This window comes from Rhodococcus sp. IEGM 1381, from assembly GCF_030056795.1.
Taxonomy (GTDB): Bacteria; Actinomycetota; Actinomycetes; order Mycobacteriales; family Mycobacteriaceae; genus Rhodococcoides.
This window is the reverse complement of record NZ_JASHKQ010000001.1, coordinates 336,138-357,806: the sequence shown is the minus strand read 5'-3', so window position 1 is coordinate 357,806 and position 21,669 is coordinate 336,138. Positions and strand designations below refer to the sequence as shown.

Below are 21,669 nucleotides of genomic sequence, written 5' to 3'. Positions count from 1 at the left end.
GGGAAACGCGGCCGAGAAGAACTACAGAGAAACGCACAACGGGTGGCCGCCCGAACAAGAAACCTTGTTCGGGCGGCCACCCGCATGAGCGCGCTACTCGGCCTTCAGTTGCAGCGGTATCTACAGCGATCCGCCGGCAACGGTGGGTGCGCCTGCGTCGGCGACCACGCTGGTGTTCATCTCGCGCGCAACGAACTGCTCGAGGTCGAACAGGTTGTGGCCCGCGCGATCTGCGATGTTGAGCAGGGTCTTCATGCTGGCAACTTCCTCGACCTGCTCCTTGAGGAACCACTGCATGAACTGCTCGCCGAGGTAGTCGCCCTCTTCGCGTGCGGTGCTCGCCAGAGCGATGATCTGCTCGGTGACGGTCTCTTCCTGTGCCAGCGCCAGGGCGATGGCCTCACGAGGATCGGTGAAGACGGACTTCGACGCGTCGACGCCGGTCAGCTCGACCGTGATGTCGCGATCGAGGAAGTACTGCACGATCATCATCGCGTGGTTGCGCTCTTCGACCGACTGCGCGTAGAAGTGCTTGGCCAGCTGGGGCAGGTCGACATTCGCGAAGTAGACAGCGGTGGCGATGTACTGCTGTGAGGCGTTGAACTCGTTGCGAATCTGGTCGCGAAGAAGTGCGTGGAACTTGGTGTGGCTGGTCTCTTTGATATCGACGCTCATGACGAGGACGATATGCCTGGTCAGGGGCATTGTCATCCAAGTCGAACCTTATTGAGGCGAACGTAGCCTAATACAGTGGATCCTAAATGTCCGCTCTGAGCAGGGCGCAAGCTACGCGCTCCCGGCCTCTTTCGGGGCGTTGGTGGCGCGGATCACCGATCCGCCGATTTCGCGGGCGACGTACTGCTCGATGTCGAACAGGTTGGATTCTGCCCGCCGGACGATGTTGAGCAGACTCTGCATCGCCGCCACCTCTTCGACCTGCTCGGTGAGGAACCAGTGGGTGAACTGCTCGCCGATGTAGTCGCCCTCGGCCCGGGCAGCGCGCGCGAGCGCAGTGATCTGTTCGGTCACCGTCGACTCCTGCTGGAAAGCCAACTCGACAGGTTCGATGACCGAATGGAACGCCGTCGCCACGTCGCCGATGCTCGACGCGTCGACATCGAGTCGATTGTCGATGAGGAACCGGATCATCATCATGGCGTGCCGACGCTCTTCGGCGGACTGCGCGTAGAAACGCGTGGCTAGTTGCGGTAGATCGTTTCGGTCGAACCACACCGCGATCGCGACGTACTGCTGCGATGCGGTGAACTCATGCCGCACCTGGGCGCGCAGGAGATCGTGGAACGACGCACCGGGCGTCGCGGTGGGCTGGGCAGACGGCGATGTCATGGTCCACAACCTACCGGTCTCGGGTGGGAGTGGAGCCTGCAGGAACGACCGATGTAACCGGTGGGAGTGGAGCCTGCAGGAACGACCGATTCGGCCGCTCAGGGGCCGCCGGTCAGCAGATCCGGTGGAATTTCGCGATCCTGTGCAATGGCGTCGAAGAAGGCCGGTGCGCGAGTGTCGTCCCACAGCAGCACGTTTCCGACGTCGGAGTCCTGGAATCCGCCGACCGGCACCGTCGTGGTCACCGGACCTCCGCGCATCGCCCAGGCCAGCGCGGCCAGGTTCCAGATGTGATCTCCCTCGTCGACGCTCAACGACGACGCGGTATCGGACACCAGCGGCCACAGCTTCAGTGGGTTGAGGAAAGTCGATGCGCTCGTGGCCTTTTCGAGCAGTGCCGACATGAATGCCCGCTGGTTGTTCATCCGGTCCAGATCGGCCAGCGCGGTTGCGCGGGACCGCACGAACCCGAGCGCCTCGGACCCGGTGAGATCCTGGCAGCCGGCGGGAATATTGATGCCAGCCAACGGATCGTCGATTGCGTTCTGCACGCACACGTTCACTCCGCCGACCGCGTCGACTATCCCGGCGAAGCCGCCGAAGCCGATCTCGGCGTAGTGATCGATGTGTACCCCGGTCGCGCCTTCGACCGTCTGTACCAACAGTGGCGGTCCACCGAATGCGTAGGCCGCGTTGAGCTTGTCTTCGCCGTTACCCGGAATCGAGACGTACGAATCGCGAGGCAGGCTGACCATCGTGGTCGCGCCGCCACCCTCGGGGATGTGGATCAGAATGATCGTGTCGGTGCGGCTCGGGCCCACCTCGCCGCCGGTGGCCAGCGTGGCCTCCTGTTCCGGCGTCAGGCCGGCCCGTGAATCCGACCCGACGAGAAGCCAATTGGTGCCCGGAGTGTCTCCGACGCGACCGGGGTACGAGGTAAGGGCGTCGACTCGCGTCAATGAGCTGTCGACGTAGTAGACGACGCCGCCGATTCCCAGCACGAGAACGAGCAACACGATCAGGAAACGTCGACCCCAGCGTCTGCGCTTGCGCGGCTTCGCGACCTTGGGTGGACGCGAATCTCGTTGTGGTCGAGCCGGTTGTGGTCTGGCGGGTTCCGGCCGGCGCTGTCCAGGCGCTGCGGGTTGCTTGCGCTCCTCGGTGAACGGCTCCGGCTGCTGGCGCGGGGCGTACCCGGTGCGGCCCTGCTGCTCGTCCGTAGTCCGTGAGTACTGACGCGTCGAATTGGATGCATCGGGTGTATTCGACTGGGGTGTACGAGACTGTGCCGAACCGGGTTCCGGAGCCTGCGACCACGCCTGCTGGGCGGCGGCCGAGCGGGGCGGACCGGCGACGGGCCGGCCGTCGCGCCGAATGAACTCGGTGCCCTCCGGTACCTGCCCCGGTGGGAGGGGGACGTCGCGTGCCGGACGCTCGGGCGGTGGTCCCGGACGCTGTGACATCGGTCCCGGACGACGCGGAGGCTCCGGGTTGTACGGGCGCGGCCCACGCTCGGGTGGCGGCTGGCCGGGGCGATACCCGCGAGGAGGTGGCGGCTGCTGGGCGGACGGCTGTCGGGAGGGCCGCTGGCTGGGTGGTTGATGGCCGGGGGACTGTTGGTTGGGGCGCTGCTGTTCGGGTGGCTGCCGGCGGGGTGGCTGCTGCGGAGGTCGCCCACCGGCGCGACGAGGCTGAGGTGCTGGACCGGGCTGAGGTGCTGGACCGGGCTGGGCTGCTGGTCCGGGTCGAGCTGCTGGACCAGGCTGGGCTGCTGGATCGGGTCGGCCGTGACGACTCGGCATCGATCGGTCGGGTGGCGTCTGACCCGGCGGCGTCTGACCTGGCGGCGGGGTACGACCGGGAGGCGGCGTGCGCCGGTCCGGCGTGCCGTGCCGTCCGTAGCGATCGTCGTCGTTCACGGATCGACTGTAGCTGGCGGCGCGGAAACCACATCGTTCCTCGCGCACGCATTCAAGGGAGCCATGACAGATGTTCACGTAGGAGGGCGTAGCCGACGAAGGCGACGATATCGATCAGAGCATGCGCGATCAGTAGCGGCCAGAGCCTGCCGGTGCGCTGCCAGTAGCGGCCGAAGACCAGGCCCATCAGGAAGTTTCCGACGCCTCCGCCCACCCCCTGATAGAGGTGGTAACTCCCGCGCAGCAGCGCCGAACACAGCAGCGACGCGTTTTCACTGAGCCCGAGTCTGCGCAGCCGGGAGATGAGGTACGCGACGACGATGATCTCCTCGGCACCGGAATTGGCCAGCGCGTAGAGGATCAGTGCCGGCACGCGCCACCAGTGGTCGTCGAGGGCGCTGGGAACGACGTTCAGATTGAAGCCGAGCGCATTGCCGACGAGATACAGCGCCAGGCCGGGCAGCCCGATCAGCGCCGCCAGTCCGACGCCGTGACCGAGGTCGATCTTCAGGCGCGGTCTGGCCAGTCCGATCGCCCGCGGTGCCAGGTCCGCTCGCCAGAGCAGGTACAAACCCAGCCCGCCCCAGGCGCACAACCGCAGAATGCTGAGCAGTTGGAACAACAGATCGATCAGGCTGAAGCTCGATCGCGACGAGTTCAGTGCCACGGTCTGATCGGACAGGGCGGCGGTCTGCAGGGCGTCCTCGACGAGCGAGAGGATGCTGCTCATTCCGCTGAGGCCGAACGTCACCAGCAGCACGATCGCGATCTCGACCTTGATGGTCGTGCGCTCGCGTGCGTCGGGCAGAGGAGCTGTGCGTTCCGGCGGCGGTGGCGTCAACCAGCTCTTGAAGTCGATCACCGCACGAGTCTGCCTTGTTTCTCGAAACGAGGGTCAGCCGCGAGCGCGTAGGCCGTTGAGGAACGGGCAACCGGCCAGCACGCGCAGTGCGCGACTGAGCGAGAGGACGTCGTCGACGGGCTCGGAGAATCCCAGGCGGACGTCGTTGTCACCGCAGTCGCCTTCTATGCGTAGCCGAATTCCGTAGCGATCGATACCCAGCGGACGGATTCGACCCTGCCGCAGGGACGGCGGGAGGCGTCGGGACAGTTGGGCGAGCAGATCGGGATGGTCGGAATCGAGGTGCTCGAGCCATCTGGTCTCCATCTCCCAGAACGGATCGGGTTCGGCCGCCAGCAGCGATTCGACGTCGACGGGTTCCGCGCCGGTACTGTCTGCAACCACTGCTGAGCCCACGATCAGCCGCATCAGCGAGGTGGTGTGGCCGACGTCGAGCAGGGCCGGGTGCGGGTGTTCGGCGGCCACGGCTCCGGCCATGGGACGCATCAGCGATTCCGGAACCGGACGCAGATCGCCGCGCAGCCACACCAGCGAACGCACCGGTTCGCGCAGAGCGAGTGGCGCGTGATCGGTGAGTTCGAGGACGGCAGGAGTGCCGGCCCGCGAGGATTGCCAGGTGTCCGCACCGTCGAGAGAGTCGGTTCGGACGGCCAGGATCATCTCGCCGTTGGGTCGCAGGTGGTGCAGGGTTGTGATGACCGGGTCGCTGCCGTCGATGGCCAGGGCGGCACCATCGGCGCGCATGCAGGCACTGCGTACGCGTTCGGCAGTGGACGGTCCGGTGGTGGTGGTTGCGCCGAGCATGGGCTCCTCCGATGCGATCGGGCTGACGAGTAGGTGAGGCATACCTAAGTAATGTGTCCCTAAGTTATACGGGTGTGGCGAGGATCGCAAGAGCATCCCGGGACTACGGTGAGGGCGTGCCGATTCCGTTGACCCTCGGTGTGCCACACCGACCCGACCCGAACGCACTTGTGCACGGGTTGCTGCTGCCGATCTGCTCCGATTCCGTCGAGCTGAACGCCGCCCCGCGAGGGGCCGAGTACGGCCCGCCCGTCGTCCGAGCGTCGACTCTGCTCGCGACGACGGACACGGCCGATCTCGGACGCATCGTGGTGCACCTCGACATCGACCCGGACGAACTCCGCGCGAGTCGGACCGGTGGCTACGAGGTAGTTCGATTCGACGTGGACGCCCCCGCGGAACATCTCGCCGATGCGCTCGCGCTGCGGTTGCCCTCGCCGCTGGTCGTCTTCCCGGTGTTCGACGCCATCGACGTGGCCGAGACCGCGGAGGCCGTCGTCTTCGCGCACCGGACTCCGGGCATCAGCGTCGCCGACACCCCGCGCCGCATCGCCGACGTGCTCGCTGTGGTCTCGCACGCAGACGTGGGCCTGGTCGCCCGCGCAGACACCGGCGACGACGTCCTGGCGATCCTCGCTGCGACGGTGGCATCGCTGCGCGGAGACGACATCAGCGCTGCTCTGGCCGCCCCGAATGTCGCCGCGCTGCGGGCACTGATTCCCGAGGCCGCCGAGGCGGTGCGTGAGGTGCTGCTCGGAATCGAGATCGCCGACGCCGTCGCTGCCCGCGCACGGCTCGTCGAGGTCGGTTTGATCGCTTCGTGGACGTCGACAACGTAACCTCGAGACGTGCCTCGCATCGCTTATTTCGGCCCATCCGGAACGTTCACGGAGATGGCGCTGGCGCAGTTCGAAAAGCTCGGGACCATCGCCGCCGTTGGTCTGGACGGTGCCGTCGAGCGCGTGACGGCGGCGAGCCCGCCCGCTGCACTCGAGGCCGTGCGTTCGGGTACGGCCGACGCAGCCGTTGTCCCCATCGAGAGCTCGATCGAGGGCGCGGTACCGCCGACCCTCGACGCTTTGTCCGAGGGTCGCCGTTTGCAGATCGTCGCCGAGACCGAGATCGAGGTGGCCTTCACCATTCTCGGGGGCCCCGGTGTCACCCTCGATTCGGCCCGCACGATCAGCGCCTACCCCATCGCTCTCAATCAGGTGCGACAGTGGTTGCAGGCCACCATGCCCGGCGCGGCAGTGCAGTCGGCCTCGTCGAATGCCGGTGCAGCAGAGGACGTTGCCGCCGGAATGGTCGACGCCGCGGTATCCACCCGGTTGGCCGGTGAGCGCCTGTCGCTACCGACCTTGGCCGACGGCATCATCGACGTCGAGGGTGCGCGAACCCGCTTCGTGCTGGTGACACCGCCTCGGCCGGTTGCTCCCCGCACCGGTGCAGACCGCACCGCCGTGGTGCTCGAGCCGCCCAACGACCCGGGCACCCTGCCTGCGGCGTTGGCCGAGTTCGGGATTCGCAACATCGACCTGACGTTCATCGAATCACGTCCTACGCGTTCGCAATTCGGCACGTATCGATTCTTCATCGATTGCGCGGGCCACATAGAGGACTCGCTCGTGGCCGAGGCGCTGACGGCCTTCCATCGCAAGATGCCGCTGCGTTTCCTCGGATCGTGGCCCATCGCAACGGGAACGGGTGGATCGGTGCCGCCGCCGATCGACGAGCACGTGCAGTGGCTCAGCGATATTCGCGCCGGACGCGGTGATCTGTGATGGGCAAGCTGATTCTGGTGCGACACGGTCAGACGAAAGCCAACGTCGCGAAGGTGCTCGATACCGCGCCGCCCGGAGCCGAGTTGACCGAGCTGGGTCACCAGCAAGCCGAGAGCTATGCCCGGACTTGGGTGGGGCACCCACCTGCCGTGCTGGTGTCCTCGGTTGCGTTGCGCGCGAAGCAAACTGCCGGTTACATCGAGCGGGCGACCGGGGTTCCCCTCGTGGTGACCGAAGGAATTCAGGAGACCTACGCCGGAGATCTCGAAGATCGAGACGACCCCGATGCCCATCGGGAGTTCACCGAGGTCTTCCATCGCTGGCACACCGGCGATCTGGCGGCGGCGGTGTCGGGCGGAGACAGCGGGCACTCGGTGCTGGCGCGTTATGTGCCGGTGCTCGACGCGCTGCGCGCGCAGTACCTCGGCGACGACACGGCCGGCGATGTCGTCGTCGTGAGCCACGGTGCCGCCATCAGATTGGTCGCGGCCGTACTGGCCGGCGTCGACGGCACGTTCGCGGCCGACAATCATTTGGACAACACCCAGACCGTGGAGCTGTTGCCGCTGCCCGACGGGGGTTGGGCCTGCGGAAGGTGGGGAACATTCCTGCCGCCGTTCGAGGGCCAGGGCAGCGAGAAGGCCGACAACCCGATCAGCTGAGCCGGTCAGACTCTGAGCTCGTCAGACTCTGAGCTCGTCAAACCCGGTGTTCCCGAGCCGACTCGATCAACTCGGTCAGCGACGCCGTCACCTTGCGGTCCGTGGCACCGGTCATTGAGCTCCAGGACGTGCCGTCGGCGGCCAGGGTGGAGGTGGCGACGATGCGTCCGGCTCGGGTGTCGAACAGGGCGACGGGTCTACCGGCCACGTGCCGGGTGCCGTGTCTGGGTGCCACAGCCGTGATCTCTGTTCTCCCGGCGCACGTGGCCATTGCCGATGCAAGGGCCGACGCGCGATCGTCGGCTATTCCGACGCGGCCGAGGCGGGATGCGGTTGACCCGACATCGCTCGGTGCGGCATCGAGGGCCTCGGCCAACAATGCGGTGGGAGCGTTGATGTGGCCAGGGTCGAACGGCGTGGCGGAGCCGATCGTCGCAGCGAGGTCTCGGGCCGGGTCGCCGTGGATGACGCGGATGGTGACGACGCTCTCTCGCCGCACCGCGGACACCGTGATCCGGTCGTCGGACGCAACGCAGATCCGGGTGGTGGGAGCGGGCTCGTCGTTTTCGACGTCGAACACGCGCGCCGAGACGTACCAGTGCGGTTGTTCGAGTACCCGCATCCACTGCTGCAGATCCTCGTGAACACGGCCGCCGGTGATCAGGCCGACGTTGTCCAGTGCGGCGCGGCCACGACCGAGGGCGCGATCGCGGGCAGCGACGTCGTCGAAGCGCGGAAACACGTCGAGGACGACGGGTAGTTCGGCGATGGACAGCTCGTCGACCAGGAAGTCCATCTCGTCCACACCGAGCGCGGCGTTCGGCAGTGTGTGGCCCACCGGCACGGTTCCCAAGTCGATCAACGGCCGTTTCCGGTGGTATCGGGTACAGGCAGGGCCGGATCCGCACCGATGACGGACGGTGCGACGGTACGGCCGTCGGCGAAGTGCTCGAACTGCTTGAGATAGTCCGGGGTCTCGTGTTCGTCGTCCTCGGCCTGCCCGCGCGTGCCCGACGCCGGAGCGCCCGCCCCGCCGGTTCCACGCTGTGCGAGGCCGTCGGCTGCGGTGGGTGCGCCGAACGCGTTGGCAGGGCCGCCCTGGCCTGCACCGGAGAGCGCCGAACCACTACCGGCCGCACCACCACCGGCAGGACCCAACGCAGACCCGGGCATTCCGGCACCGCCGACGCCCCCGAGGCCGGCACCTCCGGCCCCGAACGAGACCGGACGCGTGGAAGCCGGGCCGACCGCGACAGACGCCGAACCGCCGGGCGCGAATCCGTGACCGCCGCCCACCCCGGATCCGCCGGACAGTGCCGTCGACCCGATGTTGGACGCTGCAGTGGCCACGGTGGACACACCGGTGCTGGCGATGGAGGTGGCAGCGCTACCGATCTGTCCGGCGGCCGCGGCCACTCCGGGATTCTGTGTTGCCGCCATCAGGCCGCCGATCGCAGCCTGAACGGGTGAGGTCATCACCGCACCGTTGGCGAATTTTCCGAGGCCGCTACCGGAATCGGACACGATCGCGGGCGGATGATCGAAGGTGGTCTTGACGATGCGGTGCGAGTTGACCAGCTCGAAACCCTCCATCACCAGGGCTGCCCGGATGTCGAGCAACCGGTCTGCCACCTCGGCTGCCTCGTAGCTGCCGTTCAGCGCGCCGCCCGTCGAGGCTGCGGTGACCTTGGCGGCCTGCACGACACCGATTTCCACCAGTGACGGCATGGTCGCCAGCGCCACGCCATAGGTGGTCCCCGCGGCTGGGGCCTCGACCGACAGCGCGACCGCTTTCAGCGCCGTTACGCCGGTCCACGTTGCGAAACGTGCGAGCGCGGCCTGAGCGAGGAGGGCCGAATCGCCCTCCCACCCGGCGGTCAACGCCGCAGTGACAGCGGCGATACTGGCCGACGCCTCCGTGAACGCCGCAGCAACCGAACCCCACGCGCCGCCGGCGACATGCAACGGCACCGGACCCGGTCCGAGCAGTCGGGTCGAATTTCCCGTTGCCGTGCGCGGCAGCCACACCACACCTGTCACTCCGAGCGTCATCCTCTAGCCCCCATGATGTTCGAGCCCTGCGTCGTCTTGTTGTGATGCGGTCGAGTTGTAGTGCGGTCGAGTTCGGTACGAGCGTCAGATGCCGGGTAGGCCGGGTAGGCCGCCTGCTGTGTCGTCGTCGGTGGCCACGTAGTCCGCGGCCTGCTTCCGTAGTTCCTCGGCGGCGCGGTGCAGCTCTGAAATACCTTGTGCTGCGGCAGGTCCGAAGGTATCTGCTGCGGTACCGAAGAATCGTTCGGTGAGCAGAGAGACCTCGTCGGTGCCCGGCGGTAGTGGCCGCACGGGGATCGCCGTTGCGGTGACGGCGGCCTGCAACCTGGCGGCGACCGCATCGAGCTCCGAAGCAGCGAGCTGCAGTGCCACCGGATCCACCTTGATGACGGTCATGAGCCACGCCCCCTGATCGAAGAACTTCCACTGTCGGTAGGTAGGACGCCACCGTGCTCGGTTTGGTTCCATCGACGCGAGAAATATTCAGATCGACTTCTCGGCCACCGCACCGATCGTCCACGCGCCGCCACGACGACTGACGGATGTGCGGCTGAGCGGCGACACGTCGACCCGCCAGAACGACCGAACCGGAGCCTCCAACACCAACACCACGACGGCCCGAATCACAGCGGGGGAGGTCACCGCCAGCGTGCGCCCGGGCGTCGTACCGACATCGTCGAGCCATCTCTGCACGCGAGCGAACAACGCGACCAGAGACTCGCCGCCCGGCGGCACGAACGCCGCATCGCTCAGCCACGCCATCGCGTCGGCGTCGGGTAGATCGGTCATCTCGAGTCCGGACCACCGGCCGTAGGCGATGTCGGCCAACGCGGGCTCGACCGAGATGTCGGTGCCGAAAACCTGCGCTGTGGACATCGATCGAGATTCCGGGCCGGACAGGACGCGGTCGGCTCGGGGAATGTCGGTCACCGCAGCAAGGTCTCGAACTCCCGCGTCGTCCAATGGCTCGTCGCCGGGGAATCGACCGGTGCGCATCGCGGCGGTCCTGGCGTGGCTCACCAACATCAGTCGGGTCACGGGCGCAGGCACCGTGTCATTGTGGCGCAGCCTGGTGTCATCGTGACGCAGTGGTCATTCTGGCATCGAGCTGAGGTCGGTCACGACAGCGATTGACACAGCGTCGCGTTCGGTGCCACAGTTCGCAGGTTAGACGCGATGTACGCAGGTAATCCGGTGAAAATCCGGAACGGTTGCGCCACTGTGATCGACGTCGGGCATATGTCCGAATTCGAAAGCCAGAAAACTCGTACATCGCATGGCCGTCCCTTCTCTTCGGAAGGGACTACGGGACGCATATCCCAGGAGGACACCATGGCAATCATTCACGCACCCAGTAATACGACGGAGTCGGCCGCACTCGCCGTCATCGTCGCCGCAACGATTCTGCTCGCCTTCGTCGTGCTCTACCTCGTCGGATTCGATCAGGGCGCAATCTCCCGCAGTGGGATGTACATGCACGAACTGATGCACGACGGCCGCCACCTGCTGGGCCTGCCATGCCACTGAGCGACACCACACCCGGCCCGACGCTGCAGGGAACGTTCGTCCAGCTGTTGCTGCGAGGTCTGCTCGCCGGTCTCGTCGCGGGCCTGCTCGCCGGAGCCGTCGCCTTCGTCGTCGGTGAACCGCACATCGATTCGGCCATCTCCATCGAGGAGGCAGCAGGCGAGGCACATCACGCCGACTCCGACACGCCGGCCGCGCACTCGCACGGCGAGGAGGCGCTCGTCAGTCGCGACGGACAACGCGTCGGACTGTTCCTCGCCACCGGACTCGCAGGCCTGGCATTGGGCGCGATCTTCGCGTCGGCACTGCACTATGCCCGACGCTTCAGCTCCCTCCCGGGCTCGGTTCTCGCGCTCGTCGGTGCCGGTGCCGGGTGGTTGGCCATCGAAGCAGTGCCGTTCTTCAAGTACCCGGCCAATCCGCCGGCCGTCGGAGATCCGGAGACCATCTCCCAGCGCACCTGGCTGTGGCTGGCGTCGGTGATTCTCGGTCTGTTGGCCGTTGGAGTTGGAATCTACGTCGCGAAGGTCGTGGCATCGCAGCATTCGGTGGCGGCCCGCGTAGGCGCACCGATCGTGGCGTTCCTGGTGATCGTCGGCATCGGTTATGCACCGTTGCCCGGAATCAACGAGGTGGGATCGGACTTCCCGGCAACCCTGCTGTGGGAATTCCGTCTGTCGTCACTGGCTACGCAGGCAACCCTGTGGCTGGCCCTGGGATTGGGCTTCGCGTTCCTCACCGACCGCGCAGTCCGACCTGTTCGCCGAGAGGCAGTTGCGGCGTAGCCCAGCGTCCGCGTCAATGGACCATTGCACCGCCGAGACGTGTGCAAAGTGCCATTGACGCGGTGCGGGTGGCCCTGGTCGGTCCGGGTGAATGGACCATTGCATCGCTCAGACGCATGCAATGGTCCATTCACGCGTTCCGGGGGTGTGATCGAGGTGAGCGCGAGCAGGGACACGCGGTCGGGGTGAGCGAGTGCGCTCAGCCGAATCCGAGTTGATGCAGACGTTCGTCGTCGATACCGAAGTGATGTCCGATTTCGTGGGCCACGGTGATGGCGATTTCGCGTCGAGCCTCGGTTTCGTCGTCGACCATCTCGAGGATCGGCTTGCGGTAGATCGTGATGACGTCCGGCAGGTGACCGCTGTACTCGTAACGCTCGGTCAGCGCGATGCCCTCGTACAGCCCGAGGATATCTTCGGTGGGGTGTTCCTCCTCGACGAGAACGACCACGTTGTTCATGAAGTCGGTGAGCTCGCGCGGCAGGGTGTCGAGGGCGTCGGACACGGCTTCTTCGAAGTCGACGCGGGTCATGTGGGTGGGGATGTCAGCCTCCGGTGGTGATCGGAGCAGCACCGGGCAGCGGAGTGGGCAGCGCGCGGCCGTCGGGAGCCGATGGCGGTGGGACAGGCGCTGCACCGTTGATGAGAATGTCGCCCTTGGCACTGCCGACGATGGTCGCGAAGCCGCCGGAATCGAGTTCCTTGCCCACCGAACACGTAACCTGACGGCTGCCGGCGAGCCAGCTCGCGACGTCGATGGTGTCCCAGAACAGGGTCAGCGTCTTGTCGCGCAGGGCCGTGTCCGAGCCGAGATAGCCGTTGACGGCGTCGGTGCAGGTGCCTTCCAGGTACGCGTCCTGATCGCCCTCGGACGGGTGTCCGCCGGGGAACTGCTGAGTCAGGTTGATCACCGAGGCGACCTCGAAGGCGTGCGGTGCCGAGCAATCCACCGGATCGGCAGGCACGTTCTGATTGATGCCGATGCAGGTGCCTGTGGGCCAGACCTTGGACTGGTCCTGGTCGAGGATCGAACCGGTCATCTCCAGCAGAGCTCCGGTGTTCGACGGCATCTGCACTCCGCAGCGCAGGGTCCGCTCGCCCTTTGCCCACCCGGCCTGGCTGGGGAACATCAGCCCGACACCGAAGAGTCCGTTGGGATCGAACTTGGCACCGACGTAGTCGTCGACGGCGGACGTGCAGTGTTCGTCACGCAACTGACCGAACCGAATGGATCCGGGGTATTGCGAACCGGGACCGAACTCGACCCCGGGGTAGACGCTCATGTCGATGTCGCGAGCGACCTCGAAGCGATGAGGATCGGCGCACGACACTTCGGCGAGATCCTGTCGGTCGGTCTCCGGATCGTCGGTGGGCGTCCATTGCAGGCACGTACCAGGATCGGCTGCACCGAACGAGGATGCCGATACGGGTCCGGCGGTCACCGGACCGCTGGCCACCGAATGGGTGGTGATCTTCTCGGGGGCCGAGAACCCGTCGGATAGGAATGCCGTCGCACCCGCGGCCAGCACTGCACCGACCGCAACCATGGCAAGCCCACGTCGGGCGGTCGCTGCGGAGAGAGTTCGCCGATTCCGGCTCTCTGGGGGGTCTGTTTCGTTCTCGGACATCGCCTCCATCATGCCCGAGTATGTTCGGTCCTCATGAGCGACCCGACAGGTGACGACGACCTCAGCGAGCTGGCCGGCCGACTGTTCACGATGGCGCGCACCGGCGATGCAGCCGGTTTGGCGAGCTACGTGGACGCGGGCGTTCCGGTGAATCTGCGCAACGAGTCCGGAGACACATTGGTCATGCTTGCCGCATATCACGGGCATGCCGATGCGGTGCGCGTGCTGGTCGACCGCGGTGCCGACGTGAACAAGCCGAACGACAAGGGCCAGACGCCGCTGGCAGGCGCGGTGTTCAAGGGTGAGGACGCGGTGGTGCAGGTGCTCGTCGACGGAGCAGCCGATCCGCACGGGGGTCACCCTTCGGCCATCGATGCCGCCGCGATGTTCGGACGCGAGGACTACCTGGGGTTGCTCGGCAAGTAAGGTTCCCTCTCGTGATCGACCTGAAATTCCTTCGCGAAAATCCTGACGCCGTGCGCGCCTCGCAGCGCACCCGAGGTGAGGACCCCGCTCTCGTCGACGTGCTTCTCGGTGCCGACGCGTCCCGCCGGGCCGCCGTGCTCGCCGGAGATCAGCTGCGCGCCGAGCAGAAAGCGCTGGGCAAGAAGGTCGGAAAGGCATCGGCCGAGGATCGTCCCGCGCTGCTCGCCGGGGCATCGGAACTCGCCGCCAAGGTCAAGGCCGCGCAGGCCGCCGAGGCCGAGGCCGACGCAGCTCTCGACACGGCACACCGCGCGATCTCCAACATCGTTCAGGACGGCACTCCCGCAGGCGGCGAGGACGATTTCGTACTGCTCGAGACGGTCGGCGAAATCCCGGAATTCGATTTCGAGCCCAAGGACCACCTCGAGCTCGGTGAGTCGCTGAACTTGATCGACATGGAACGCGGCGCCAAGGTCTCGGGCTCGCGCTTCTACTTCATGACCGGCTACGGTGCGCTGCTGCAGCAGGGTCTGCTGCAGCTCGCCGCGCAGAAGGCCGTCAAGAACGGGTTCACCATGATGATCCCGCCGGTGCTCGTGCGGCCGGAGATCATGTCGGGAACCGGCTTCCTCGGTGCACACGCCGACGAGATCTACCGCCTCGAAGCCGACGATCTCTACCTCGTCGGAACCTCGGAAGTTGCTCTCGCGGGCTACCACTCGGGTGAGATCATCGACCTCGCCGACGGACCCAAGCGCTACGCCGGCTGGTCGTCGTGCTTCCGCCGTGAAGCGGGCAGCTACGGCAAGGACACCCGCGGCATCATGCGCGTCCACCAGTTCGACAAGATCGAGATGTTCTCGTACATCAAGCCCGAGGACGCGGCCGCCGAGCACCAGAAGCTGCTCGAGTACCAGAAGGAAATGCTCGCCGCGGTCGAGTTGCCGTATCGCGTCATCGACACCGCCGGCGGAGACCTCGGATCGTCGGCCGCGCGCAAATTCGACTGCGAAGCATGGGTTCCTACCCAGAAGGCATACCGAGAACTGACCTCGACCTCGAACTGCACCACCTTCCAGGCCCGACGCCTCGGCGTGCGGTACCGCGACGAGAACGGCAAGCCTCAGATCGCCGCGACCCTCAACGGCACCCTCGCCACCACGCGTTGGATCGTGGCAATCCTGGAGAACCATCAGCAGGCCGACGGCACCGTCCGGGTGCCGGAAGCCCTCGTGCCTTTCGTCGGGACCGACGTCCTGAAGTAGCAGTGCAGGTTCAGGCGATGTCGCCGATGCAGTAGCCCTCGCCGCCGACGGTCAAGACGAACGTGCGGTTCTGGTACGCCCCCGAGGCATCGATGATGTCGGCATTGACCTGCGTGTAGATGCCGTTCTGAGCCGTGACGAACACGCTGTCGGGATCGAACGAGGTGATGCTCGGCAGAATCGCCGGGTTCTGGGCCAGCGGTGGGGCAGTAGGTGACCCGGTGCCGTTCGGATCCCACGTGCCGCGGCTCTCGCACACGAGTGGGTAGCGCTCCTCCACGTCGTCCCGGTTGACCGGAATGCCGGCGATGCGTCCCAGATAGCGATCGACGGTGTACGCCGCGTCCGCCGCGTCGAACACCGGGGCGGTGCCGGTGGGGTAGACGGCAGGGCAGGCGTAGCCGGACGCGATCTCGCTGCGCTTGATGGCGACCATTGCAGTGGGCCCGGTCCACGTCACCGCGTACTGACCGTCGACGGCGGGAGCAGCCACAGCACCGAGGATGGCGTCGGTGTCGAAATACATCGTCGGGATGTCGGTGGGCGGGACGGTCCAGCACTTTGCCGTGACGACACCGATGCCGCCGCCGGTGAGATCGTTGACGAACGGGCGCAGCGCCGCCGCGGCCTGGGGATTGCCGGGGGCTTCGCCGACGGGTGGCCCCGGTGGGATGGGCGGGGGTGCCGGGGTGGTGGCTGTGGTCGACGCCGATAGCTGGGCGGCCGACTCGTCGTCTGTGGACTCGACTGTGGACTCGACGGTGCTGCTCGGCGAGGCGGCCTGATCGGATGGGATCCCGACCGCGGAATCGCAGGCACCGACCAGCGCGATCGTCGCGATCAGCGGCAGCGCGGTTCGGCCGACTCGGCTGCGCCGCGGTGGTGCCGCTCTGTTCTTCACGTGTTTCTCTCCCCCGTAGCTCTTTCACCGAACTGCGCACGACCCGACCGCACTTTCGGTGGACCTTTTCTCCGGCCTCGTCCACCGACTACGCTAACCGACTGTGGAACCCGTCTACCGATCAGTCATCGGCATCGCTCGCACCGTGTTCGCGTTCGAGGGCCTGAAGTTCGAGGTCGAGGGCGAGGAACACATCCCTGCTACCGGTGGAGCGGTCATCGCCGTCAACCACACCGGATACATGGACTTCACCTACGCCGGACTACCACCGCGGCGAGTGAAGCGCTATATCCGCTTCATGGCCAAGAAGGAAGTCTTCGACAACAAGATCTCCGGCCCCGTCATGCGTGCGCTACGGCACATCCCCGTCGATCGTGGCGCGGGTGCCGAGTCCTACAAGTCTGCCGTGGAGAGACTGCGCAACGGCGAACTCGTGGGCGTGTATCCCGAAGCCACCATCAGCCGAAGCTTCGAGATCAAGGAATTCAAGTCCGGTGCAGCGCGCATGGCTATCGAAGCCGGCGTCCCCATCATTCCGACGGTCATCTGGGGCGCGCAGCGCGTGTGGACCAAGGGCTTTCCGAAGCGATTGGGCCGCACCAACACTCCGATCTCCATTGCTGTGGGTGAGCCGATTCCGCCGGTCGGGCCGCCGAACGAACTGACCGACAAGCTACGCGCGGTGATGCAGAAGATGCTGCTCGAACTGCAAGAGAACTACCACCACGAGCCCGGCGCGTACTGGGTGCCGGCCCGACTCGGCGGTAGTGCCCCAACTCTGGAGGAAGCCGACAAGCTCGACGCCCAGGACTTGGCGGCACGTGCGGCCAAGCGCGCCGAGTAGAACTGTGCGATGAAGCTCCGCGGTGAACGGGTAGTGCTACGGCCCGTCGCCGCCGAGGATGTGCCGGAGCTACGCCGAATTCTGCACACCCCCGAGGTGTACACGCGGTGGGGCGACGAGGACGCCGACGAGAACTGGCCGTTCGACGACCCGGAGGCGGTCCGGATGATTGTCGAACTCGACGGTGCCGCAGGAGGATTGATCCAGTACTTCGAAGAACCGGATCCGATGTACCGGCATGCGTCGATCGACATCTTCTTGGATCCGGCTGTGCACGGCCGCGGCGTCGGAAAGGACGCCGTCGGTACGCTCGTGCGTTACCTGACAGTCGATCTGGGGCACCACCGCTTGGTGATCGACCCGGCTGCCGACAACGCGGTAGCGATAGCCTGTTACAGCGCAGTCGGTTTCGAGCCGGTCGGCATCATGCGCAAGTACGAGAAGGGCCCCGATGGCTGGCACGACAGTCTGCTGATGGACCTGATCGTCGAGTAGCTATCGGCCGTTCGTCAGAGTGGAGCCCGCGGAACGACCCGTGAGGCTAGGAAGTGACAGGCGGAATCTGGCACCTGTAGGCCCTGCGACACAAACCAGTTCACCGCCATGGGCGCGAGCGAGCGTCCGTGCGATCGAGAGCCCGAGCCCGACGCCGCCGGAGGAGCGGTCGCGTGCGGAGTTCAGTCTGACGAGCCGCTCGAAGATGCGCTCACGGTCTGCTTCTGGGACACCGGGCCCTTCGTCGTCGACGGTGACGACCGCCTGTGAATCCATGCCGACCGCTACCCGAATTGTGCCGTTGGACGGCGTGAATCGAGCGGCGTTGTCGAGCACGTTCGACAGAATCTGCTCGATGCGGCCTACGTCCACTCGAACCGGAACTGGTTGCGCCGCATCGATATCGAACCGAATGTGTGGGCTGAGCAGAGCTGCTCTCTCTACCGTGCGGCGGGTGACGTCGGCGAGGTCGGAATCGGTCAGCTCGAGGTCCGAAGTGCTTTCTGCGCGAACGGAATCGAGCATGTCGGATACGAGTCGTGATGCTCTGGCGGATTCGCCGACCAGTAACTCGCTCCAGCGTGCGACTCGATCGGGGCGTTGCTCGGCATCGCGCTGCAGCGACTGCGCCAACGCCGAGATGCCGGCGACCGGAGTGCGCAGCTCGTGTGCGGCATCGGCCAGGAACCGGCGCATGTCCTCCTCGGCGAGCTTGGCTGTGCGTGCGGCCGAGGCCTCGCGTCGTTCGGCGTTCTCGAGGGCGTCGAGCATCTCGTCCACGGCCGATGCCGTGCGGCCGAGGTCGGTGTTCGGTTTTGTGGGAATCAGACGTCTACCCCTGTCGCCGTTGGTGATTCGACGCGCTACCGAGGTCATGGAGTCCAGCGGGGACAGTGCTCGTCGCACGGCAAAGATCAAAGCAGCCGCGGCCAACAGCAGCGTCACGGCTCCCGCCCCCAGCATCAGGATGCGAAGTTGACGCCGAACGTCGGCGATCGCGGTGGTATCACCGAGGAGCGACAGCGTCGAACCATCGGGCAGAGGTTCGGTGATCTCGAACGAATCAGACGGGGGCGCTGGAGGATCGGGTGGTCCGGGAGGGCCGGGAGCCTTCGACTGTCCGGCAGGCGGAGCTGGGGTAGCCGGCCGGGCATTCGGCTCGGGTGGTCCGCTGCCGGGAGCGCCGTACACCGTGCCGTCCGCAGCGGTGACGCGAACTCTGATGGCGTCACCCTGAAGGGCCTGCACCAGATCCTCGGGTCCGACGCCGCTCTCCACGAGCTCGACGGCACGGGTTGATCTGTCCGACAACCGTGCTTCCAAATCACGCCGAAGCTGTTGGCCGAGAACAACATCCACCGAGGATCCGACGATCACCAGCAACACCGCGAACAACACGACAACGGTGGCGACCACCCGCATCCGAAGCGATGGGGTAGGCGTCCGCGTCACTGCGGAGCCCGCAATGCATAACCGAGGCCGCGGACTGTATGGATCAACCGCGGCCCATGGGCTTCCATCTTGCGACGCAACGCACTGATGTGAACTTCCACCAGGTTGCCGTCGTACGCGCCGTAGCCCCAGACCGATTCGAGGATGGACGTCTTGGAGACCGTGCGTCCGCGCTGTGCGACCAAGAACGTGGCCAGGCGAAGCTCTGTCGCCGTCAGATCGAGTACCTGACCTGCGCGAGTGACCACTCCGGCGGGCTCGTCGACCAGTAGATCGCCGACCTGGACTGCGTCGGAAGACCGACCGCGGCGGCGCAACACGGATTTTGCGCGGGCAACCACCTCGTCGAGCTGAAATGGCTTGACCACGTAGTCGTCGGCACCGTCACCGAGTCCGCGCAGTCGGTCGGACAGCTGATCTTTGGCGGTGACCATGATGATGCCTGCATCGGTGCTCTGCCGGACTACATCGATGAGTACGAAACCGTCTCGCGCACCGGGCAGCATCACGTCGAGGATCACCACATCGGGCCGGAAGCCTGCCATCGTGGTCTCGAAGTCGTCGCCGTCGGGCAGGGATGCGGCGGTGAATCCCGAGTCCTCGAACGCGGCCACCAGCGCTTCCCGAATGGGCAAGGAGTCCTCCACCACCATCACCCGGGGAGCGGAACTGTATGTCATGCCTCGATTGTCACCCACCAGCTGAAGTGATCCTGAAGATGCGCCCAGCTTCAGGGTGACTTCAGCTAGCGGCGGCAATGTCGGTGACAGAACGAAACGAACGAGACAGTCCGAACAAGGAGTGAACGTGAACGATCAGACCCAGCCGATTCCCGCCGCATCGAACCCCGAGCCCGCCCCGAGTGCCGAGGTCGGCGCAGTTCGGGAGAACAAGCCGAAGCGTTGGAAGGGACGGGTACCGCTGGCCGCGACCGCAGCAGCGGGTCTTGCCGTCGGAGCCCTGGTGACGGCAGCAGTGTTCGCCGCCACCGGGCCCGACGTCTCGCCTGGCGTGTCCACGGTCGCGTCGTCGTCCGCCCTCGGGCAGCGAACCGACGGTGGTGGCGGCTTGGATGCATCCGAGGTACCTGCGACTCCTTCAGCTCCGGATTCCGGTGACGGTTCGACGGCCCCCGCGGTTCCGACGCCGCCGGCACCGGGTGACGGGGCAACGCCACCGGCACCGCCCGCGGGAGGCCCGGGAAAGGGCGGCCCAGCTGAGGGCGGTCCGGGTAAGGGTGGACCGGGCGCAGGTGGCCCGGGTGGTGCAGTGTGTGCACCGGAAGACGGTGCGACTCCGCCTGCACCGCCGGCTCCGGCTGATGGCGCGACTCCGCCTGCACCGCCGGCTCCCGCTGATGGTGCGACTCCTCCCGCACCGCCGGCAGCTCCCTCGGGTTCCTGAGCCCAATCTCTTCCAGCCCCGCACCGTGTTCTCGGTGCGGGGCTGGTCTCGGTTTGCGCGGGTGGCAGGTGGCCGGGTTATGCGATGTGTGGGCCGGCTCGGGCGTGGGATTGTCGGGGTTCTCGGTATGGGTCGACGGTGGCAGGTGGAATGAACCAGGGGTGGTTGTCGGTGCCGATGAACACTTCCCAGTCACTGTGGTGAATGAGTCGGTGGTGGAAGCCGCAGAGCAGAACCAGGTTGTTCATGTCGGTCGGGCCGCCGTCGGTCCAGTGCCAAATATGATGCCCCTCCGTCCAGGCGGCGGGTTTCCCGCACCCGGGGAAGGCGCAGCCGTGGTCGCGGGCGGTGAGGGCGCGTTTCTGTTTGGCGGTGACGGTGCGGGCGGTACGGGCCAAATTGATCGGGGATCCGTTCTCGTCCATGACGATCGCGGTGAGGATGCAATCACACGCCAACTGCCGGGACGAGTTGCGGGAGAGCGGTCCCATCCAGGGCAGCCAGCCGACAGTGGTGCCGTCGCCGAACAAGTCCCGATACGCGCCGCGATCGGCGGTGGCTGCATGGGTCTCGTTTCCGGATTCGTTTGCGGTGCTGCCATTCTCGTTGTTGTCCACGCCTGCGCCTGCTGCAGTGTTGCGGAGGTTGGTGAGGTCCTGCAATCGGATGTGCAGGTTGAGGTGGGGTTTTTCGCCGCCTTCGGTGGGGCGGTCTTTCGTAGCGAGGTAGTGGTCGATGATCTGCCCGAACGCCTCGGCTCTGCGTAGGGCGGGGCTGCGGTCGTCTCCGGTTCTGGGTGTCTCGGTGCCGTCGACGGCGGGGTGGGGTTCGGTCAGGGGTGAGAGTGCGGTGAGGAGTTTTTCTCCGGTGATGGCATCGAAGTCACCTTTCAACGCCAACCGCCCGTTCAGGGTTTTCGAGGCGAAGAGTTCGTTGCGGTCGGTGTCTTCGGGTGGTGGTTTCTTGCCACCGTAGGTGTCTTCGAGTTTGGTGATCGCTTCGCGGATGCGGCCGGTGCGCGCTTGTGGTCCGGTCGCAGCGGTGATCATGGCGGCGCGGGCGATGTCTTGGCCTTCTTGGGGGAGGTTTTTCGGTGGTGTTTCGGCGAAGGTGAGGATCAGGGCGGCGTGGTCGACGGTCATGACGCCGGTGTTGACGGCGTCGGCGATGTCGGGGAAGTTCTTCAGTCCGCGCCCGAGGGCGACGATCTTGGCGGCTTTGCCGGGGCTGAGCAGGGTGGTGGAGGTCAGCCACCCGGCGGGGCCGGGGAAGCCGAGTTTCTCGCGGGAGATGCGGGTGTCGATGTCGGCGACGAGGGCGATACGCCGGGCTTCCATCAACTGTATTTGGTGGGAGACATCAGCAGCGTCGGCGAGGAGTTCTGTCTCGCTCAGTTGCCAGATCTCTGTGGTCATGGGTGTAAGTGTATCGAACTTGCGTTCGATACACAATGATAGTCGAATCGAAAACTATTGCCCTGCATAAGGATTCGCGATCGGCAACCTGTCGGTGCCC

At 66.1% G+C, this 21,669-nt stretch carries 25 protein-coding genes; 10 read left to right on the top strand and 15 right to left on the bottom strand.

Going from position 1 to position 21,669, the window contains the following annotated elements:
* Positions 1–120: 120 nt before the first annotated feature.
* The 5 genes from QM797_RS01705 to QM797_RS01685 all read right to left on the bottom strand — a co-directional run bounded on the left by QM797_RS01705 (position 121) and on the right by QM797_RS01685 (position 4,932).
* Positions 121–675, bottom strand: coding sequence for a ferritin (locus tag QM797_RS01705; protein WP_269601673.1), 555 nt, complete (start codon positions 673–675; stop codon positions 121–123).
* A gap of 111 nt (positions 676–786) precedes the next feature.
* A complete protein-coding gene (locus QM797_RS01700; protein ID WP_283273397.1) occupies positions 787–1,347 on the bottom strand; it encodes a ferritin in 561 nt (186 codons plus the stop codon).
* A gap of 98 nt (positions 1,348–1,445) precedes the next feature.
* Positions 1,446–2,810: an LCP family protein gene (locus QM797_RS01695; RefSeq protein WP_502942248.1), complete on the bottom strand. Its 1,365-nt coding sequence runs from the start codon at positions 2,808–2,810 to the stop codon at positions 1,446–1,448.
* Positions 2,811–3,318: 508 nt separating this feature from the next.
* Entirely contained in the window at positions 3,319–4,128 is an 810-nt protein-coding gene (locus QM797_RS01690) for a CPBP family intramembrane glutamic endopeptidase (RefSeq protein WP_502942247.1), read from the bottom strand.
* Between the two features lie 33 nt (positions 4,129–4,161).
* Positions 4,162–4,932, bottom strand: coding sequence for a DUF2470 domain-containing protein (locus QM797_RS01685; protein WP_283275238.1), 771 nt, complete (start codon positions 4,930–4,932; stop codon positions 4,162–4,164).
* Positions 4,933–5,048: 116 nt separating this feature from the next.
* On the opposite strand from QM797_RS01685, the gene QM797_RS01680 reads away from it, so the two are divergent.
* Genes QM797_RS01680 through QM797_RS01670 form a run of 3 tightly spaced genes read left to right on the top strand, consistent with a single transcriptional unit; the run spans position 5,049 to position 7,375 of the window.
* Positions 5,049–5,771, top strand: coding sequence for a hypothetical protein (locus QM797_RS01680; protein ID WP_283273396.1), 723 nt, complete (start codon positions 5,049–5,051; stop codon positions 5,769–5,771).
* 9 nt (positions 5,772–5,780) lie between these two features.
* On the top strand, positions 5,781–6,713 hold the full coding sequence (gene pheA / locus QM797_RS01675; protein WP_283273395.1) for a prephenate dehydratase: 933 nt from the start codon (positions 5,781–5,783) through the stop codon (positions 6,711–6,713).
* On the top strand, positions 6,710–7,375 hold the full coding sequence (locus QM797_RS01670; protein WP_283273394.1) for a histidine phosphatase family protein: 666 nt from the start codon (positions 6,710–6,712) through the stop codon (positions 7,373–7,375). The genes pheA and QM797_RS01670 overlap by 4 nt, the downstream gene beginning before the upstream one ends.
* A gap of 37 nt (positions 7,376–7,412) precedes the next feature.
* Here the strand turns inward: QM797_RS01670 and QM797_RS01665 are convergent, their stop codons facing one another.
* The 4 genes from QM797_RS01665 to QM797_RS01650 all read right to left on the bottom strand — a co-directional run bounded on the left by QM797_RS01665 (position 7,413) and on the right by QM797_RS01650 (position 10,477).
* Positions 7,413–8,237 carry an ESX secretion-associated protein EspG gene (locus QM797_RS01665; protein WP_283273393.1) on the bottom strand — a complete coding sequence of 275 codons (825 nt, stop codon included), beginning with the start codon at positions 8,235–8,237 and terminating at the stop codon, positions 7,413–7,415.
* Entirely contained in the window at positions 8,234–9,427 is a 1,194-nt protein-coding gene (locus QM797_RS01660; protein ID WP_283273392.1) for a PPE domain-containing protein, read from the bottom strand. Before QM797_RS01660 ends, QM797_RS01665 begins: the two co-directional genes overlap by 4 nt.
* An 84-nt stretch (positions 9,428–9,511) precedes the next feature.
* Entirely contained in the window at positions 9,512–9,823 is a 312-nt protein-coding gene (locus QM797_RS01655; protein WP_032381057.1) for a PE family protein, read from the bottom strand.
* 87 nt (positions 9,824–9,910) lie between these two features.
* Complete coding sequence (locus tag QM797_RS01650; protein WP_283273391.1) at positions 9,911–10,477, bottom strand: histidine phosphatase family protein; 567 nt, start codon at positions 10,475–10,477, stop codon at positions 9,911–9,913.
* Positions 10,478–10,759: 282 nt separating this feature from the next.
* Here QM797_RS01650 and QM797_RS01645 point away from each other — a divergent pair, with 282 nt between their 5' ends.
* Together QM797_RS01645 and QM797_RS01640 are read left to right on the top strand one after the other, a co-directional pair.
* Positions 10,760–10,954: a CbtB domain-containing protein gene (locus tag QM797_RS01645; protein ID WP_032396459.1), complete on the top strand. Its 195-nt coding sequence runs from the start codon at positions 10,760–10,762 to the stop codon at positions 10,952–10,954.
* Positions 10,945–11,739 (top strand): CbtA family protein, encoded by a 795-nt coding sequence (locus QM797_RS01640; RefSeq protein ID WP_283273390.1) that lies wholly within the window; start codon positions 10,945–10,947, stop codon positions 11,737–11,739. Before QM797_RS01645 ends, QM797_RS01640 begins: the two co-directional genes overlap by 10 nt.
* 199 nt (positions 11,740–11,938) lie before the next feature.
* On the opposite strand, the gene QM797_RS01635 is transcribed toward QM797_RS01640, so the two are convergent.
* Together QM797_RS01635 and QM797_RS01630 are read right to left on the bottom strand one after the other, a co-directional pair.
* A complete protein-coding gene (locus QM797_RS01635; RefSeq protein ID WP_080734486.1) occupies positions 11,939–12,271 on the bottom strand; it encodes a metallopeptidase family protein in 333 nt (110 codons plus the stop codon).
* 13 nt (positions 12,272–12,284) lie between these two features.
* Entirely contained in the window at positions 12,285–13,376 is a 1,092-nt protein-coding gene (locus QM797_RS01630) for a septum formation family protein (protein WP_283275237.1), read from the bottom strand.
* A 24-nt stretch (positions 13,377–13,400) separates the two neighbouring features.
* On the opposite strand from QM797_RS01630, the gene QM797_RS01625 reads away from it, so the two are divergent.
* Together QM797_RS01625 and serS are read left to right on the top strand one after the other, a co-directional pair.
* On the top strand, positions 13,401–13,793 hold the full coding sequence (locus QM797_RS01625) for an ankyrin repeat domain-containing protein (protein WP_283273389.1): 393 nt from the start codon (positions 13,401–13,403) through the stop codon (positions 13,791–13,793).
* Positions 13,794–13,804: 11 nt separating this feature from the next.
* Positions 13,805–15,058 (top strand): serine--tRNA ligase, encoded by a 1,254-nt coding sequence (serS, locus tag QM797_RS01620; RefSeq protein WP_283273388.1) that lies wholly within the window; start codon positions 13,805–13,807, stop codon positions 15,056–15,058.
* 10 nt (positions 15,059–15,068) lie between these two features.
* Here the strand turns inward: serS and QM797_RS01615 are convergent, their stop codons facing one another.
* Positions 15,069–15,959, bottom strand: coding sequence for a hypothetical protein (locus QM797_RS01615; RefSeq protein WP_283273387.1), 891 nt, complete (start codon positions 15,957–15,959; stop codon positions 15,069–15,071).
* 103 nt (positions 15,960–16,062) lie between these two features.
* Between QM797_RS01615 and QM797_RS01610 the strand changes: the two genes are divergently transcribed.
* Both QM797_RS01610 and QM797_RS01605 read left to right on the top strand, forming a co-directional pair.
* Positions 16,063–16,803, top strand: a complete 741-nt coding sequence (locus QM797_RS01610; RefSeq protein ID WP_283273386.1) for a lysophospholipid acyltransferase family protein — start codon at positions 16,063–16,065, stop codon at positions 16,801–16,803.
* 9 nt (positions 16,804–16,812) lie between these two features.
* Positions 16,813–17,298 (top strand): GNAT family N-acetyltransferase, encoded by a 486-nt coding sequence (locus tag QM797_RS01605; protein ID WP_283273385.1) that lies wholly within the window; start codon positions 16,813–16,815, stop codon positions 17,296–17,298.
* On the opposite strand, the gene QM797_RS01600 is transcribed toward QM797_RS01605, so the two are convergent.
* A complete protein-coding gene (locus QM797_RS01600) occupies positions 17,299–18,720 on the bottom strand; it encodes a sensor histidine kinase (RefSeq protein WP_283273384.1) in 1,422 nt (473 codons plus the stop codon).
* A gap of 26 nt (positions 18,721–18,746) precedes the next feature.
* Positions 18,747–19,430 (bottom strand): response regulator transcription factor, encoded by a 684-nt coding sequence (locus QM797_RS01595; protein ID WP_283273383.1) that lies wholly within the window; start codon positions 19,428–19,430, stop codon positions 18,747–18,749.
* A 127-nt stretch (positions 19,431–19,557) separates the two neighbouring features.
* Between QM797_RS01595 and QM797_RS01590 the strand changes: the two genes are divergently transcribed.
* A complete protein-coding gene (locus tag QM797_RS01590; protein WP_283273382.1) occupies positions 19,558–20,154 on the top strand; it encodes a hypothetical protein in 597 nt (198 codons plus the stop codon).
* Positions 20,155–20,231: 77 nt separating this feature from the next.
* On the opposite strand, the gene QM797_RS01585 is transcribed toward QM797_RS01590, so the two are convergent.
* Positions 20,232–21,569: an HNH endonuclease signature motif containing protein gene (locus QM797_RS01585; protein ID WP_283273381.1), complete on the bottom strand. Its 1,338-nt coding sequence runs from the start codon at positions 21,567–21,569 to the stop codon at positions 20,232–20,234.
* Positions 21,570–21,669: the final 100 nt, after the last annotated feature.